This is a genomic window from Dorea sp. ICN-14282, assembly GCF_037890115.1.
Classification (GTDB): Bacteria; Bacillota; Clostridia; order Lachnospirales; family Lachnospiraceae; genus Dorea_B; species Dorea_B phocaeensis.
The window spans coordinates 52802-70519 of the sequence record NZ_JBBKBH010000003.1 but is presented as its reverse complement, the minus strand read 5'-3'; the positions used below and the strand labels follow the sequence as shown (position 1 = coordinate 70519).

Here is a 17718-nt window from a genome sequence, read left to right as displayed (position 1 = left end):
CAGAATCTTTGGATAGGAGTGTTTTTTATGCAAAAAAATATCTGGATAGCAGCCAAGTACCTTCGTCTCAGTATTGAGGACGGAGATAAGGCTGAAAGTGAATCTATTGTAAATCAGTCAATTTTGATTGATAACTATATGAAATCGACGTCTGATATTACTATTGTTGAGACATTTAAAGATGATGGTTTTTCAGGTACAGATTTTAATCGACCTGGTTTTCAGGCAATGCTCAAAGCAATTAAAAATAAGGAAATCAACTGTATCATTGTAAAAGATTTATCCCGATTTGGTAGGGAGCATATAGATGTTGATCGGTATATTCAAAAAGTATTTCCACAACTGGGAGTACGATTTATAGCAATCAATGATAATTATGATTCTGAAACAGCAAACATTACCGATACACATCTTGTATTACCGGTAAAATCTTTTGTCAATGACACATATTGCAGACAGAATTCCCAAAAGGTACGAAGTCATTTAAGCGCAAAACGGAATATTGGAGAATATGTTGGAAATTATGTGTCATATGGGTATAGAAAATGTAATACTGATAAAAGTCAGATAGAAATTGATCCGGGTGCTGCAAAGCATGTAAGAGATATTTTTAACTGGAAGATGGAGGGCATGAGCAATCAACTGATTGCAGATAAACTGAATGAACTGGGAGTACTTGCACCGGCTGATTACAAACGTGCGACCGGAGTAAACTTCAAATCGTCATTTCAGACACATCTGACATCCAGGTGGTCAGCAGTAGCAATTATCCGTATTTTAAAGAATCCAATCTACTACGGAGTGCTTCAACAGGGAAAATCCCAAAGAATTAACTATAAAGTTAAGGTACAGAGGGCATTGCCAAAGGAAGAATGGGTAATTTTTGAAAATCATCATGAAGGTATCGTTACAAAAGAAGAATATGAAACAGTTCAGATGTTACTTGCAAAGGATACCAGGATAGCACCCGGAGAAAACAGACTTTACTTGTTTGGTGGGTTATTATCCTGTGGAGACTGTGGAAGTAACCTGATCCGCCGAACTAACAGTTATAAAGGAGAAAAGACAGTTTTTTATATCTGTTCTTCTTACAATAAAAAGAAGGATCAATGCTCCAGGCATAGCATCAGAGAAGATGTGCTGATTCAGCTGGTGATGGATTCTTTGAAGATGTACAGTAAGATGACGGATGCCATACGAAGTGCAGTAGAATATTTGAAAGAGAACTCTTTGGATACACAGACATTGATACAGCATGATGACCTGATACTTGAGTTGCGAAACAAAGTCAATAAATATTATAAGTTGTTACATTCATTATCGGGAAATCTTGCGTCAGGAGTTATTTCCAAGGATGATTACGCTTTGCTTAGAGAACGGTATCAGACAGAAATTAAAAGTCTGGAAAGCAATATTGAAAAGCAGGAAGAGTATATGGAAGATCTCCTTGAAAATAAACTGCTGTGCGAAGAATGGGTGAACACATTTCTTGAGAAACCGTCGCTGGGAGATCTTGACAGGGATATGCTTCTTCAGTATGTGGAAAAAATAAATGTATTTGAAGGGAAAAAAATAGAAATTGTTTACCGATTCCAAGACGAGCTGGTAACAGCTGCAAGACTGGCAGAACAGATTGGAAAAACAAAACAGGAGGTGGCTGTATAATGGCAAGAACAAGAAATCGCCAGATGAAACAGGCTGAAGCAATCGTACAGGCATCACCGCAGAAAATCTGGAAAGCCGGTATTTATACCAGAATATCAGTAGATATCAACGGTGAGAAGAGAGAATCGCTGGAGACACAGAAACTAATCGCTCTTTCTTACGCAGAATCTCATCCGGATATTGAAGTTGTAAAGTTTTATAAGGATGACGGTATATCAGGTACAAAATTTGATCGAGATGATTTTGTGAGAATGCTTGGTGACATCAAATCAAAAGAAATAAATACGGTCATAGTAAAGGATTTATCACGATTTGGTCGAGATTTGGAAGAAGTATCAAAATACCTGGAAAAAATATTTCCATTTATGCAGGTGCGCTTTATATCAGTCAATGATAATTATGACAGTATCAGTCCAGAATGCGACAATCAGATGCTGGGAATCATGATATCAAATCTTGCAAATGATATGTATGCAAAAGATGCATCAGTAAAGATGACAAGTGCTATGAAAATTAAGATGGAGTCAGGTGAATATTGTGGTGGAGATGCTCCTTATGGGTATAAGAGAGCTAGAGATGAAAAAGGAAGATCTACTACTGTTCCCGATCTTTTAACTGCACCGTATGTAGTAGAAATATTTGAAAAACTTGCTGCAGGGCAGTCATATTTGAAAATTTCGAGAGAGTTTAATACGATGTTGCTGGCTTCGCCAAGGGTATACGCAAGAACTGGGAAGTTATTCTTGGATAGAATTGACGAAACAGATATGCATTGGCAATCATCTGTAATTAAACAGATTGCGGAAAATAGGCACTATTTGGGAAATACGTATTCACATAAAACAAGAACCTCACTTCTTACAAAAGAAAAAAATGTAATGTTGGATAAAGAAGAATGGATTGAACATGTGAATACCCATAAGGCTATAGTGAGTGCTGAATTATTTGAAAAAGTACAAAATGTAATCAAATTAAAGCAGGAGAAAGCATTGCCCAAAAAAGATCTGTCGAATATGCAGACTCATGGAAAACAAGATAATAAGTATGTTGGATTGATATACTGTGGTGACTGTGGTGCTAATATGGTTCGGAGATATTATTACAGCGAAAAGAATGGTGTTTTGTATTACAATTATTATTTCATTTGTGGTAATTATGCAAAAATTTCCAAGGAAAAATATAACTGCAATCGCTGGAAAGAAGAAGTAATTGATGAACTGGTGTATCGGGCACTCATCATGCAGCTAAAAACAGTATGTGAATTGAAAACGCAACTGAAACGCTTTAATGATGAATATTTTGAGACATTCAAAAAATATTTGAACAGGGAACAGAGTAAGATTGTTCAGGTCAATAAAAGGAACGAAGCAAGACGATTTGAATTATATGAGCAATATGTTTCGGGAGAGATTGATACGGATGCATATAATCGTATGACAGAAAGAATAACTGTGATCGAAAAAGATCTGGTTACAAGACAGAAAGAAATTGAGAAGAGTAGAAAAATTACAGAGAAATTGTGTAAAAAGAACTTCTCGTGGCTTGCTGAATTCAGTAAAGGAAAGAATTTGGAATTCCTTACAAAAGATGTTGTCCGCTCTTATATAAAGAAAATCTCTTTATATGAAGATAAACGTATAGAAATCGAATTTAAATTTCAAGATGAAATACAGGCGTTATCAGAAATTTTAGAGGAGGGGGTGATCAGATGTCAGATGGTAAGTGCATAGTAAAGTATTTAAGATTATCTCTGGAAGATGAGGATATGCTGGATGAATCCAATAGTATTACCAATCAGAGAATTGTGATTGGGCAATACATAGCCAGTAAACAGGAGTTCAAAAATGCGGAAGTGTTAGAATTCAAAGATGATGGCTATAGTGGAACAAATTTCGAACGCCCAGGATTCCAAAGTATGATGGAATTAGTAAGGGACGGACAAGTCAGCACAATTATAGTGAAAGATCTCTCACGATTCGGCAGGAATCATATAGAGGTTGACACATATCTGGAGCAGATTTTTCCATTTCTGAATGTGAGATTTATAGCAATCAATGATAATGTTGATAGTATGAAATATGAATCTGGTATGCCGGGAATAGATGTTGGTTTCAGAAATATTATTAACGAACATCATAGCATTGATACTTCCGTTAAAGTAAAAAAGACTTTGTTACAGCGTCAGAAAGCAGGAAAGTATATGGGTGCCAGAGCACCATATGGATACTTGAAGCCTGATGAAGATGTGACGAGTCTCGTGATTAATCCGGAAACGGCACCTGTTGTGAGGATGATATTTCAGAAATATCTTGAGGGAATGAATATCACTCAGCTGGCACGTTATCTGAATGAGCAGAAAATTATGAGTCCGGGTCAATATAAAAGAGAAGTTCTGAAAACTGGTGTAAAGAAAACAACAGAAAAATATATCTGGTATCCGGTAACTGTAAGACTGATACTGATGACAGAAACGTATACGGGAACTACGATTGGCGGTAAATGGAAAGTTGCTTCAGTAGGAAGTAATAAGCATTTGAAAACAAAAGAAGAAGACTGGATCGTGGTTGAAGGTACCCATGAAGCGATTGTTTCTAAAGAAACATTTGATGCTGCACAGAAAAAGTTGGAATTAAATTCCAGAAAAAAGAGCAAAACTCACAATAATAATTATCCGCTGAAAGGATTGGTAAAATGTGGGGGATGCGGTCAGAATCTACAGCATGTAACCAGATGCAATCCGCACTTTAAGTGCCCAAGGAAATTTAATACGGCAAATAAAGATTGTGTAACAGACAATTTATATGATGACGAGTTCAATGAGATGATTTTCAGGGCGATAAAGCTGTTTGCAAAGGTCAGTGATGATGCTGAACCGGTACTCGAATTACAGAAAGCAGAATTAAAATCAAAAGTGAATGAAGCTGCAAAGAATATTCGAAACTCCAAAGACAGTATTAGCAGATACAAGCACCAGAAAACGGAACTATATATGCGATATGCAATGGAAGAAATCTCAGAAGAAGAGTTCACCAGAAAAAATGACAGGCTGGATAAACAAATTGAGAAAGAGACCTTAGCGATAGCACAAATAGAGATAGAACAGAGTGAAGCGGCTGAACGGTTATTTGAACTTCCGCCTGATGGCAGACAGTGCCTGACAGACCTGATCGAAGGAAATGAGCAATTAACCAGAGAGATAGCAGTAACTTTTATTCGTGGTATCAAGGTATATAATGATAAGCGAATAGAAATTGAATGGAATTTTGCTGATGAACTGGTAAAGTATGTAGAGCAGGCACAGAAAATCTGCAGTTAAAATGCTGTTGGACAAATTACAAAAATTTTGTGTCATTAGCTTGACACAAGGGGGCCGCCATGCCGACAACACATTGGATATTCAGGAATTTATGATTATGCCGATCGGAGCCTGCTGCTATCAGGAAGGTCTTCGGATGTGTGTAGAGATTTACCATATTTTAAGGGGACTTTTAAAAGAGCAGGGATACGGCACGGCCGTAGGAGATGAAGGCGGTTTTGCACCGGATTTAAGTGGTGCAAAGGAAGCGCTTCGTTTTCTGGTAAAAGCTGTGGAGACGGCAGGGTACCAGCCGGGAAAAGAGGTAGGCCTGGCGCTTGATGTGGCGGCAAGTGAGTTGTATGATCTGCAGTCTGGTAAATATGTATTTGAAGGAGAAGGAAAGCGGTCAGGAAATTTGGTAGCCCGTACTGCAGCGGAGATGGCCGATTATTACGAAGAGCTGGCGAACGAATTTCCGCTTTTATCCATCGAAGATCCACTGGATGAAGAAGACTGGGAAGGATGGAAGATGCTGACGGCACGACTGGGAAGCCGGTTGCAGTTGGTGGGGGACGATCTGTTTGTGACCAATACAAGGCGCCTGAAAAAAGGAATTGAGTGGAAGGCGGCCAATGCAATTTTAATTAAAGTCAATCAGATTGGTACTTTGACAGAGGCAATTGAAGCCATAGAAATGGCGAAAAGAGCAGGGTATCAGACCATCATTTCTCACCGGTCAGGAGAGACAGCGGATTCGATGATTGCGGATCTTGCCGTGGCATTTCGTACTGGACAGATCAAAACCGGAGCGCCGTGTCGGGCGGAACGAGTGGAAAAGTATAATCAGCTGCTGCGGATTGAAGAACGGCTTTAAATAGAGCTTAAAAAGCTTTCAAGAGAGCAGGGGAGAAGTTGGAGAGAACGGGAAATTACTACTTGCGAATCCATCCGGCTTGTGGTACACTAAGTATGGTTTATCCGCAGGAGGTGTAGAAAGTGGAAATTTTAAAAACGGTATTAATGATTATATTTGCAATAGACTGTATCGCATTGACGGCAATCGTATTGCTGCAGGAAGGAAAATCAGCAGGATTAGGAACCATTAGTGGTATGGCTGACACATATTGGGGACAGAATAAAGGACGTTCTATGGAAGGCGCTTTGGTGAAGTCCACAAAGTTCCTGGCAATACTGTTTATTGTACTGGCAGCAGTGTTGAATTTAAAAGTATTTGCATAAGATGAGTATATTTTATGAGAATGGCGGGACACTCCTGTATGGGAGTGTCTCTTTCTATTATCTTTAGGAGGTGCAGAAGATGGACAAGACATTTGAGAAGAGAAAAAAAGTGATTTATGATCTGATCTGTGATGATTTGTATACACCCATGAAATTTAAGGAACTTGCAATGCTTCTGCAGGTTCCAAAAGAGAGAAGAGATGAGCTTCGCCAGATCTTGGAGGCATTAGAGTCGGAAGGGAAAATCTATCTTTCCAAGCGTGGGAAGTACTGTCGGGGAGAAGCAAAGCGGCTGACAGGGATTTTCCGTGCAAGCTTAAAAGGTTTTGGGTTCGTCGTGATAGAAGGCGAAGAACAGGACATCTATATTGCAGAGGAAGACACCAATACAGCAATGGATCAGGATGAAGTGGAAGTTGTAATTACAAGAGAGCCGGATGGACGCAGCAGAGAAGGTAAGATTGTGCGGATTGTGAATCGGGCGCTCACGAAAGTAGTGGGACTTTACCAGGTTCGGAAAGGAAAATCTTACGGGTTCGTGATTCCGGATAATCAGCGGTTAAGCAGTGATATCTTTGTGCCTGTCGAGTATTCCAAAGGGGCGGTAGATGGTCATAAAGTGGTGGTAGAATTAACATCCTACGGGGATGATAGAAGAAGCCCGGAGGGGAAAGTAGTGGAGATTATTGGTCATATCAATGATCCCGGAACCGATATTCTCTCCATTGTAAAAGGGTATGATCTGCCGCTGGAGTTTCCGGAGAAGGTTTTAAATCAGGCAGAGCGCGTCGCAAAACCGGTATCAGAAGCTGATAGACAAGGAAGACAGGATCTTAGAGATTGGCAGATGGTTACCATTGATGGGGAGGATGCCAAGGATTTGGACGATGCAGTTTCTATTGCAAGAGAAGGAGACTGTTATATACTGGGCGTTCATATTGCCGATGTCACCAATTATGTACAGGAAAACAGCGCGTTGGATCGGGAAGCATTCAAGCGAGGAACCAGTGTGTATCTGGTGGATCGGGTTATTCCTATGCTTCCGCATACGCTGTCCAATGGAATTTGTTCTCTGAATCAGGGAGAGGATCGTCTGGCGCTTAGTTGTATTATGAAGATTGATGAGAAAGGGCGGGTGGTGGACCATGAGATTGCCGAGACGGTGATCCGGGTAGATCAGAGAATGTCTTATACCAGTGTGAAGAAGATTCTGGAAGATCATGATCCAAAGGAGACGAAGAAGTATCAGGAACTGGTGCCGATGTTCGAGGAAATGAGCCGACTGTCGAAGATTTTACGGGAGCACCGAAGAATAAGGGGATCCATCGATTTTGATTTTCCGGAGACGAAGATGATTCTGGATGAGAAGGGACGTCCGCTGGAGCTTCAACCCTATGAACGCAATGTGGCAACACGGATGATTGAAGATTTTATGCTGCTTGCAAATGAGACGGTGGCGGAGGATTATTACTGGCAGGAACTGCCGTTTGTCTACCGTACCCATGAGGCTCCGGACGAAGAAAAAATCCGTACGCTGGCGACATTTATCAATAACTTTGGCTATTCTATGCATGTGGGAGCGAATGAGGTGCGTCCGAAAGAGATCCAGAAACTCCTTGCAAAAGTAGAAGGAAGCCCACAGGAAGCGATGATCAGTAGACTGGCGCTTCGGTCTATGAAGCAGGCAAAGTATACGCCGGAGAACAGCGGACACTTTGGGCTTGCAGCGGCGTATTATACGCATTTTACTTCCCCAATCAGAAGATATCCGGATCTTCAGATTCATCGAATTATTAAAGATAATATTCGGGGAAGGATGCAGGAAGAAAAGATTGTGCACTATGATAAGATTCTGCCGGAGGTGACGAAGCACGCAAGCGAGATGGAGAGGCGCGCAGAAGAGGCAGAAAGAGAGACGGTGAAGCTGAAAAAAGTAGAATATATGCAGCAGCATTTAGGCGAGATCTTCGAGGGGGTTATCTCTAGCATTACCAAGTGGGGGATGTATGTAGAGCTGCCCAATACGGTAGAGGGACTGGTGCATGTGGCAAATATGCGGGATGATCATTATGAGTATGATGAAAATCGATATGAACTGATAGGAGCACATACGAATAAAGTATATAAGCTGGGGCAAAGAATTTGGATACAGGTAACTGGCGCAGATCGGCTGCTTCGCACGATTGATTTTGAGATTGCAGAGGAAGGGGAAGAGGAAGATGGCAAAGAGTAATGGGAAAATGATAGCAAATAATAAGAAAGCGTACCATGATTATTTTATTCTTGATACCTATGAGACGGGCATTGCCCTTAGCGGGACAGAGGTAAAATCTCTTCGTATGGGGAAATGCAGTATCAAGGAGTCCTTTATCCGTGTAGAGAATGGAGAAGTGTACATTTATGGAATGCATATCAGCCCATACGAAAAAGGAAATATTTTCAACAAAGACCCTCTGCGGGTCAGAAAACTTCTTCTGCATAAGCAGGAGATCAATAAACTGATCGGCAAGACGAAGGAAAAGGGAATGGCAATCGTCCCTTTGAAGGTGTATTTTAAAGGAAGCTTGGTGAAGGTAGAGATTGGTCTCGCAAAAGGAAAGAAGTTATATGATAAGCGCCAGGATATTGCGAAGAAGGATCAGAAACGAGAGGCGCAGAGGGACTTTAAAGTAAGAAACTTAAGTGTATAAGCGATGGAAGAAGTAAGAATACGGTTGGAATGTTGAAAGGGCTGTGGAAAGGAGATACATATGGTACCTGTAAAAAAAGAGGAATTAAGGAAGTTGGTTACACAGACTACTGTGGAGATTTATGAGGAATTGACGCCTCAGTTGATTCAGCTGATTGATCAGACGAAGCATGATGAATCCCTGACAGAGGCTCAGAAGCAGGATGAGATTTCCCTTCATATGATGGGGTATGTGAAATCCTGTACTAATGAGATTATCATAGAGGTTTTGGCAGAAATACTGGGGCTTGAAGATTAGAAAGCTCGGTCAAAAGACATAGAAGAAGGACTTCTCATATAGAGAGGTCCTTTTGTGATTTTATGTCTGTATAAGGAAGGGGGAGAATTCTCCCCCGATAGTAGAATGGGAGTCAAATCCCGTTATGGTGAAGATTACTCAATGGTAATCAGCTTTGGCTGTTCTTCCTGTTTTTCAACTTCTTTCGGGAAACAAAGCTTTAAAACTCCGTCTGAGAAAGAGGCCTTGATATCTTCCTGGGTTAAATCATCGCCTACATAGAAGCTTCTGTTGCAAGTGCCGGTATAGCGTTCTTTGTGTACGCAGTTTCCTTTGCTGTCCTTTTCTTCTTTGGTCTCATTCTTGTGAGCAGTGATCGTTAGGTAACCATCCTTTAAGTCTGCTTTGATATCAGCTTTGTTATATCCTGGAAGTTCCATCTCTACCAGGTAGTTTCTATCCTTTTCGTGGATATCCGTCTTCATAATCTGGGAAGATGAACGGTCGTAAGAACGTGTGAAGAACGGGTCGTTGAACATGTCATCAAATAAATTATTAAATCCTCTGTTTGCAAGTAACATAAGTCATTCCTCCTTAAAAAATGTATCTATGTGAATTGTTTTATTTGTTATATATATTATATAACACTTATTGTTAGCAAAGTCAACACGTGAGTGCTAAAAAATAAAAATTTTTTTATGCCGCGGGTCAGGCGGCATTTCCGTGATGGCTTTGATGACAGAGCTGTTCATATTCTTTGAGCTTCTGTCTGGCTTCCGGCGTCAGGTATTTTGGCACCTGAATTTGCACGGTGACGTACTGATCTCCGAGGATAGAAGGATTCTTCATAGAGACGATACCTTTTCCTTTTAGGCGGATCTGGCAGCCGGACTGAATACCCGCATGAATTTTACAGATCACGTCGCCATGGATGGTCTGTACCCTTGCTTCTCCGCCGAAGACTGCGGTAGTGTAGGGGATCTGGAGCGTTGTGTAGAGGTCCGTTCCCTTTCGCTCATAGCCAGATTTGGAGCCCGCGGTTATATGAAGAAGCAGATCGCCATTTTCATCTCCGCCGGTTCCAAGGGAGCCTTTTCCACGAAGCCGGATGGTATTTCCGGTGTCGATTCCGGCAGGGATATGAACCTTCAGTGATTGAGCTTGACTATTATCATCGGTAAGTGTAATGATTTTGTCACCGCCAAATGCAGCTTCTTCAAAGGTTATGTGAAGGTTGGCCTGAATATCAGCCCCCTTTCTGGCGAAGGCTCGACCGTTCTGTTGCCTCTTCTGGTAGAAGAAATTGCCAAAGATGTCTCCGAAGATATCATCCATATTTCCATTTTCAAAATGATATTCGTAGAAACCGTTGTTCCCGGAGCTGTTCGCTTGTTCGGTGGATGAGTTTCCATCGAAGGCAGCGTGACCGAATTGATCGTAGAGCTTCCTTTTTTCGGGATCGCTTAAGATGGAATAGGCCTCGGTTATCTCTTTAAATTTTTGTTCAGCCCTTGTGTTCCCAGCATTGGTATCCGGGTGGTACTGCTTGGCCAACCGTCGATACGCTTTTTTGATAGTTGCATCATCAGCAGTCTTTGAAATTCCAAGTGTATTATAATAATCTTCTTTTTGTGACATAGAGCTCACCTCCTAGCAGTAAATCTTTGTTTTTAAATTGTAATAACTGTTCTATAAGAAATATAACACTTGGAAAAATAGGAGTCAAGAGAAGAAGAAAAAATAGACGGATAACTTGACAAAGGTGGCAGGCATTCCTATAATAGGAGTTACCCTTGAAAAAGAGATTCAGGGCTTGTACTGGTTTCGACGGGGGTCTGGAAGTTGGAGAAGCCATCCGTAGCGGGACACTACGTTAAAAGTTTCAATTAAATATAAACGCAGACAATAGAGAATTAGCGTACGCAGCCTAATTAGGCCGCAGTCGGCCCCGGATTATCCGCTGTTCGGGTTACCGGCTTCAAACAGGCGGAGCACTTCGTTCTCAAAGCTTTGAGAGGATGGAAGAATTTATGAAGCTACTGAAATCCGTAACCTGTCGTTAGGTGACGGATGGAGGGAATGTTAATATAGCGACTGTGATGGGAGATGCTCTGGTGGATGGGCTTTCGGACGCGGGTTCAACTCCCGCCAGGTCCATTTCTGAATGGAAGAAGTTAAAGAACGCTGTAAACAGAAGGTTTACAGCGTTCTTTTTGTCTGCGAATCTGAAAGGACAGGATCTTTACAGATATTTATTCGATTTTAATGTTCGGTGTTTCCAGCAGACGAATGACATCGGGAAATGAAAATCTTGCAGCTTTCATCTGATTGTTGTGGATATCTATGACATACCCCTTTGCGTCACGAAAGTCTGCTTTTTGGAGATTGCACTTGAAGAACTGTGTGCCTTCCAGGCGGTAGTTCTTGAAATCGCTGTCTAATAGTTGCTTTTTTATAAAAAGCAAATTCTCTTGACATATAGTGAGTATGTGATAAACTACAGGTATTAAATGAAAGGGCACGATTGTGTAGGGTGAGAAGATGATTATTAGATAATTTATTTTAAGTGAAACGCAAAATATGATAAGAATGCTGCATTAGTGGCTTTGTTTGTGTACGCTTAAATAAGTTGTCTTTCGTCAAATTACTTATCCAAATGGACAGGTGCTCTATACCCTTTTATTTTTGATATGTTGATGTAAGGCTTTTTTGCGTATGCAAAAAGCCTTTTTCAATGTAAAGGGGGATGATATGATGTCGATGATTCGTGTTGAGAATCTTACGTTTTCGTATCCGTCAAGCTATGACGAGATTTTTAAGGATGTAAGTTTTACCATTGATTCTGATTGGAAACTTGGTTTTGTTGGGCGTAATGGAAGAGGGAAAACTACTTTTATGAAGCTGCTTCTTGGGAAATATGAATATAGAGGCAATATTATAAGCTCTGTTGAATTTGATTATTTTCCGTTTGAGGTTGCAGATAAAACACAATTGACGGAAGATGTTTTGTGGGGAATCTGTCCATTGGTCCAAGAGTGGGAATTTATAAAGGAATTATCTTATTTAAAAGTAGATAGTGAAGTTTTATTCTGGTTTCGCACGATCGTTACTTATTAGATGAATGTGTAGACCATATATTATCTATAAATCGATCCAATATTGATGTTCAAAGTGGAAATTTTTCTGATTGGATGAGGAATTTTGAAGAGCGACAACAATCTGAGCGAAATGAAAATGAATTGTTGAAGAAAGAGATTATTCGTATGAAGGAATCTTCAAAACAATCAGAAAATTGGTCCTATAAGGTAGAAGCTGCTAAGCGTGGGGCTGCGGACAAAGGTTACGTTGGTCATAAGGCTGCCAAAATGATGAAAAGATCTAAGAATATTGAAGCCAGAAAAGAGAAAGCTATTGAAGCGAAATCAAAATTATTAAAAAATATTGAAACAGCAGAATCCTTAAAAATGCAATCGCTTGCATACCGCAAAAGTTTGTTGGTTTCTTATTCTGACGTATCTGTTTCTTATGACGGGAAGCGAGTTTGTGAAAATGTTTCATTTGAAGTAAAGCGCGGAGAGCGTGTTTTGTTAAACGGTAAAAATGGCAGTGGGAAAAGCAGCCTGTTGAAAGTGTTGCTGGATAGCGATATGGAATATACCGGCGAGATAGACATAGGTTCAAATCTGGTGATTTCATACGTTCCGCAAGATACTTCGTTCTTAGAAGGCAATTTAAAGGAGTTTGCAATTAAACATCATTTAGATGAAAGTCTATTTAAAACGGTTTTAAGAAAATTGGATTTTGAACGGATTCAATTTGAAAAAGATATGAAGGACTTTTCTGCTGGTCAAAAGAAAAAAGTTTTACTTGCAAAAAGTCTTTGCGAACCTGCGCACTTATATGTTTGGGACGAACCGTTGAACTACATTGATGTTTATTCAAGAATGCAAATAGAACAACTAATTTTAGAATTTTCTCCAACTATGTTGATTGTTGAACATGACACTGTGTTTGAAGAGAAGATTGGGACAAAGAGGATCAATATTTCCCAAAGAGAGTGAAAAATCAGCACCTGTTCCGAAAGGAATGAGGTGCTGATTTTTTGAAGTGTGAAGTTCTTTTCGATTCTTCCTCTATTTGCTGTTTTGCTCTTTGTTTTCCATTGGCAGGGACAGACTCAGAAGCAGTGAGATTACGAACACCCCGGCGACTGCGTTTCCGTTAAAAATATCTCCGATAAAGGATGGAAATGCAGCAAAGAAGTTCCCGGATGTCTGAGTCAGTCCAACGCCGACACAAAAGGCGAGAGAGACAATGATCATGGTGCGGTCATTGAACTCGCAGTCCTTAAGCATTTTCACACCCTCGTACATGATGGATCCAAACATCATAACGGTACATCCGCCTAATACGGACTGTGGCAAGGAGTTGAAGAATGCTCCAAGAGGTGGGAACAGTGAAGTGAGAATCATAATCAGTGCACCCATCAGAATGGTGAATCGGTTGATGACGCCTGTCATGGTAACCAGTCCTACATTCTGGCTGAAAGAAGTCAGAGGAAGGCAGCCAAAACATCCGGAAATAGCGCTGGAAAATCCGTCTACCGCGAGCGCACCCTGCAGCTCTTCCATTTGAATGTCCCGGCCAAGGCCGCCTTTGCAGACAGCAGTGGTGGCTCCGGTTGTCTCAGCCGCAGATACCAGATATACGATTGCGATGGTAAAGAAGGCGCCCAGATCAAAGATTGGCTTGTGGTCTGTGAAAAAGACCAGCTGTGGAAGGCTGAAAAAGCCTACCTCTTGAATGGTCTTTGAGATACCGGAGAAGTCGATCATAGGAGCAATTCCGGCAACGGTAAAGACGGCAGACAACAGGTAGCCAACCACAAGGCCAACTAAAATATTCAGATTTTTGTAAATTCCCCGGAGTTTGTAACGTGACACCAGGCAGACGATTAAGGTAATGCCGCCTACCAAAAGATGGTACCAGGAACCGAATGTCTCAGAGCCGGTTCCGCCGCCCCAGGAGTCCATTCCTACGGGAAGAAGAGAAAGTCCGATGGCGATTACGACGCAGGCAGAGACAACCGGAGTCAGAAATCGTTTCCAGTATCGGGCGCTTAATCCTACCAATCCTTCGAAAATACCGCCTAAGATGACGGCTCCGACCATTCCTTCATATCCAAGGTCGGGATTTGTGCAGATCATCAGAAGACTGCCTAAAAAGGTAAAGCTGACGCCCATGACGACGGGGAGTCGGGAGCCAATCTTCCAGACGGGATATAATTGCAGACAGGTACCGATTCCGGCGGCAAACATGGCGCATTGCAGGAGGCGTGTGATTTCAGCGGAGTCTAGAGTTTGAGAAGTACCTCGGATCAGAGCTGCGCTGCAGACGATCAGAACTGGAGCCAGGTTTGATACGAACATGGCAAGGACGTGCTGAAGTCCGAATGGAATTGCCTTTCCAAGAGGAACGCGCCCGTTTAAACGATAGACGTTTTCTATGCTTGTCTGTGGAGTGTTTGATTCTTTGTTTGACATAGTATTTTGATAGATCCTTTCTGTTTTCTGAATGTATTTTGAGTCTGAATTTCCTTATAATTATTTTATAGTATGAGAATGGGATTCGTCAAATGGATTATGTGCTTTAAAAAGGAGCTGACAAATTTTGTTGACAAGGAAAGTTGTCATATGCTATTCTGAAAATGACAAGGAAAGTTGTCAGAATGTGGAATAAAATTGTCATATTATTGGGATGGAAAGGGAGATGAAGATGGGTTTGGAAAACAGGCTGAAGGAATACCGTGCGAGGCTGAGCATGAATCAGTCAGAGCTTGGAAAGCGAGCCCATGTATCGAGGCAGACAATCAGTCTGATTGAACGTGGGGATTATTCGCCGTCTGTGACACTGGCAATTAAGCTGGCGAAGATTTTTGAGGTGACAGTAGAAGAACTTTTTATCTATAAGGAGGAAGACTATGAAGAAAGAGATGACAAAGAGTAAGACAGATTCTTGCCTTAAGTTTATTTTATGGATGGTTATCGGAGGAGCATTTGGCATGGTGGCAGGTATTGTCTTTGTCATGACCGGCAGGAATGTAGACGTGTTAGTGAAAGGCGCAGAGGTTTGGATGAGCAGATCGGCGGTGGTAATTCTGACGATTTGTAATGTGATTTCAGCGGTTATCTATTCTTACTATTGCCGCAAATTGGAAAAAGGAAGGCTTGACTGATAAGCTATGGAAAAGATTCACAGAACGGACATATTTGTCTGCTATGCTAAAAAGAAATAAGATAAAATGATATCGTGTATCCATTGAGAAAAGGCTATGGATTACCGTAAGGAGGATAGAACGCATGGAGCAGATAAAGATATTAGTGGTTGATGATGAAAGCAGAATGCGCAAGCTGGTAAGAGATTTCCTGGAGCGGGAAGGATATCAGGTGCTGGAAGCAGGCGATGGGATGGAAGCTATGGAGATTTTCTATGAGGATAAAGACATTGCACTGATCATCCTGGACGTGATGATGCCGCGGATGGATGGATGGCAGACCTGCAGAGAGATTCGGGAGACATCTGAAGTTCCGGTGATTATGCTGACAGCCAGATCAGAAGAGCGGGATGAACTGCAAGGATTCAGTCTTGGCGTAGATGAATATATTTCCAAACCATTCAGTCCTAAGATTCTTGTGGCAAGAGTTGGCGCGCTCCTTAGGAGAACGCACGGGACAAATGTAGAAGATGTGATTTCGGTAGGCGGCATCCAGATCGACAAAGCGGCGCATCAGGTAAAGGTGGATGGAAAAGAGATCGAATTGAGTTATAAAGAGTTTGAACTGCTGGCGTACTTTGCGGAAAATCAGGGGATTGCGCTGTCCAGGGAAAAGATTCTGAATAATGTATGGAACTATGATTATTTTGGAGATGCCAGAACCATTGATACCCATGTGAAAAAGCTAAGAAGCAAATTGGGAGATCAGGGAAATTATATTAAAACAATCTGGGGAATGGGATATAAGTTTGAGGTAGAAGAGGCATGAAGCACTCAATTAAGAAGCAGATGATGGGCGTGTTTATTGGATTAATGACCAGTTTGATTCTGGTACTCCTGATCATCAATGTCTGTTTTTTGGAGCCTTACTATATTCGGGATAAAAGGCTGCAGTTTATTAATATGTATCAGCATCTTGAAAGTATGGTGGACGACGGAGGCTTTCAGGATGAGAATACGGCGGTCAAACTAGTGCGTCTTGCGGAAAAGAATAATATTTCTTTTGTGGTAGAAGATGTGAATGGAAAAAGGTATTCTAATGTTTATGATTTTGATATGTTGATGAACCAGTTGACCGGATATCTTCTGAATCAGGCACAGAAGGATGCGGAAGTATTAGAGAGAACAGAGCGGTATCAGATTAATCAATCCTGGGATCCGTGGAATAAGACGGATTACATTGACATGTGGGGAACGCTGGATGATGGAAGCAGATTTCTGATGCGAAGTCCGCTGGAGAGTATTAAAGAAAGTGCAGAGATTTCCAATCGTTTCTTGATTGGGCTTGGAAGTATGCTGATGCTGGTTGGCGCTGCCCTGGTATGGTATCTTTCCAGACGTATGACAACACCGATTCAGGAACTTACAGCCTTGTCTGAAAAGATGGCGGATCTTGATTTTGATGTCAGTTATACCAGTGGAGGAAGTAATGAAATAGGCAGGCTGGGAGAGAACTTTAACCGGATGTCAAATCGTCTGGAGAGTACCATTTCAGAATTGAAAAGAGCCAATAATCGGTTAAAGAAGGACATTGAGCAGAAGGAAAAGTTAGAAGAGATGCGCAATGATTTTCTTGGAAATGTTTCCCATGAGCTGAAGACCCCGATTGCACTGATTCAAGGGTATGCGGAAGGCTTAAAGGAGGGAGTCAGTGACGATCCGGAGAGCCGTGCGTTCTACTGCGACGTGATTATGGATGAGGCGTCAAAGATGAATCAGATGGTGAAGAATCTGCTGACACTGAATCAGTTGGAGTTCGGTGATGAGGATATTGTATTTGAACGGTTCAATCTAACAGAGCTGATCAGAGGGGTACTGCAGAGTATGGAGATTCTGGCACAGCAGTCAGAGGCAGAAGTGATTTTCCGTCAGGAAGAGCCGATTTGTGTATGGGCGGATGAATTTAAGACGGAACAAGTTGTACGTAATTATATCAGCAATGCCTTTCATCATGTATCCGGGGATAAGATTGTAGAAGTCAAAATGCAGGTGGAAGATGATAAAGTTAAGGTGTCTGTATTTAATACCGGTACGCCAATTCCGGAAGAGGATCTGAAGCATCTTTGGGATAAATTCTATAAGGTGGATAAGGCGCATACAAGGGAATACGGCGGCAATGGAATCGGTCTTTCTATCGTTAAGGCAATTATGGAGTCGTTCCACCAGCGCTATGGAGTGAAGAATTATGGAAATGGCGTTGAATTCTGGTTTGAACTTGATGTAAAATAGGCGTATGAATGAGATGACTAGGGCAAGCAAGGAAAGGCGGGGCAAAA

The 17718-nt window shown here is 41.4% G+C and carries 14 protein-coding genes, 1 other RNA gene and 2 pseudogenes; 14 read left to right on the top strand and 3 right to left on the bottom strand.

Going from position 1 to position 17718, the window contains the following annotated elements; translation table 11 throughout:
• The first annotated feature begins 27 nt into the window (after positions 1-27).
• The 8 genes and pseudogenes from WKT00_RS08915 (at position 28) to WKT00_RS08880 (ending at position 9189) form a co-directional block, all read left to right on the top strand.
• Positions 28-1665, top strand: coding sequence for a recombinase family protein (locus WKT00_RS08915; RefSeq protein WP_340263138.1), 1638 nt, complete (start codon positions 28-30; stop codon positions 1663-1665).
• The gene (locus WKT00_RS08910; protein WP_204576055.1) at positions 1665-3395 is read left to right on the top strand and encodes a recombinase family protein; all 1731 of its coding nucleotides are present in this window, start codon (positions 1665-1667) and stop codon (positions 3393-3395) included. The genes WKT00_RS08915 and WKT00_RS08910 overlap by 1 nt, the downstream gene beginning before the upstream one ends.
• Entirely contained in the window at positions 3374-4981 is a 1608-nt protein-coding gene (locus WKT00_RS08905; protein ID WP_340263136.1) for a recombinase family protein, read from the top strand. Before WKT00_RS08910 ends, WKT00_RS08905 begins: the two co-directional genes overlap by 22 nt.
• 31 nt (positions 4982-5012) lie before the next feature.
• Positions 5013-5837: pseudogene (gene eno, locus WKT00_RS08900) on the top strand (phosphopyruvate hydratase); the annotation flags it as partial.
• A 122-nt stretch (positions 5838-5959) separates the two neighbouring features.
• Entirely contained in the window at positions 5960-6202 is a 243-nt protein-coding gene (gene secG, locus WKT00_RS08895; RefSeq protein WP_101695797.1) for a preprotein translocase subunit SecG, read from the top strand.
• Between the two features lie 79 nt (positions 6203-6281).
• On the top strand, positions 6282-8435 hold the full coding sequence (gene rnr, locus WKT00_RS08890; RefSeq protein WP_340263133.1) for a ribonuclease R: 2154 nt from the start codon (positions 6282-6284) through the stop codon (positions 8433-8435).
• Positions 8422-8892 carry an SsrA-binding protein SmpB gene (gene smpB / locus WKT00_RS08885; RefSeq protein ID WP_101695799.1) on the top strand — a complete coding sequence of 157 codons (471 nt, stop codon included), beginning with the start codon at positions 8422-8424 and terminating at the stop codon, positions 8890-8892. The genes rnr and smpB overlap by 14 nt, the downstream gene beginning before the upstream one ends.
• A 60-nt stretch (positions 8893-8952) precedes the next feature.
• Entirely contained in the window at positions 8953-9189 is a 237-nt protein-coding gene (locus WKT00_RS08880) for a hypothetical protein (RefSeq protein ID WP_101695800.1), read from the top strand.
• Positions 9190-9323: 134 nt separating this feature from the next.
• On the opposite strand, the gene WKT00_RS08875 is transcribed toward WKT00_RS08880, so the two are convergent.
• Both WKT00_RS08875 and WKT00_RS08870 read right to left on the bottom strand, forming a co-directional pair.
• Complete coding sequence (locus tag WKT00_RS08875; RefSeq protein WP_101695801.1) at positions 9324-9749, bottom strand: Hsp20/alpha crystallin family protein; 426 nt, start codon at positions 9747-9749, stop codon at positions 9324-9326.
• A 127-nt stretch (positions 9750-9876) separates the two neighbouring features.
• A complete protein-coding gene (locus WKT00_RS08870) occupies positions 9877-10806 on the bottom strand; it encodes a DnaJ C-terminal domain-containing protein (RefSeq protein ID WP_340263128.1) in 930 nt (309 codons plus the stop codon).
• 171 nt (positions 10807-10977) lie between these two features.
• On the opposite strand from WKT00_RS08870, the gene ssrA reads away from it, so the two are divergent.
• Positions 10978-11328, top strand: a transfer-messenger RNA (tmRNA) gene (gene ssrA, locus WKT00_RS08865).
• A 594-nt stretch (positions 11329-11922) separates the two neighbouring features.
• A pseudogene (locus WKT00_RS08860) lies at positions 11923-13229 on the top strand (ATP-binding cassette domain-containing protein).
• Between the two features lie 72 nt (positions 13230-13301).
• Here WKT00_RS08860 and WKT00_RS08855 read toward each other — a convergent pair.
• Positions 13302-14711 carry a uracil-xanthine permease family protein gene (locus WKT00_RS08855; protein ID WP_101695804.1) on the bottom strand — a complete coding sequence of 470 codons (1410 nt, stop codon included), beginning with the start codon at positions 14709-14711 and terminating at the stop codon, positions 13302-13304.
• Between the two features lie 232 nt (positions 14712-14943).
• On the opposite strand from WKT00_RS08855, the gene WKT00_RS08850 reads away from it, so the two are divergent.
• The 4 genes from WKT00_RS08850 (at position 14944) to WKT00_RS08835 (ending at position 17671) form a co-directional block, all read left to right on the top strand.
• Positions 14944-15174: a helix-turn-helix transcriptional regulator gene (locus WKT00_RS08850; protein WP_101695805.1), complete on the top strand. Its 231-nt coding sequence runs from the start codon at positions 14944-14946 to the stop codon at positions 15172-15174.
• Positions 15149-15403 carry a DUF3169 family protein gene (locus tag WKT00_RS08845; protein WP_101695806.1) on the top strand — a complete coding sequence of 85 codons (255 nt, stop codon included), beginning with the start codon at positions 15149-15151 and terminating at the stop codon, positions 15401-15403. The genes WKT00_RS08850 and WKT00_RS08845 overlap by 26 nt, the downstream gene beginning before the upstream one ends.
• Positions 15404-15527: 124 nt before the next feature.
• Positions 15528-16211 (top strand): response regulator transcription factor, encoded by a 684-nt coding sequence (locus tag WKT00_RS08840; protein WP_101695807.1) that lies wholly within the window; start codon positions 15528-15530, stop codon positions 16209-16211.
• Positions 16208-17671, top strand: coding sequence for a sensor histidine kinase (locus WKT00_RS08835; protein ID WP_101695808.1), 1464 nt, complete (start codon positions 16208-16210; stop codon positions 17669-17671). Before WKT00_RS08840 ends, WKT00_RS08835 begins: the two co-directional genes overlap by 4 nt.
• Positions 17672-17718 lie beyond the last annotated feature (47 nt).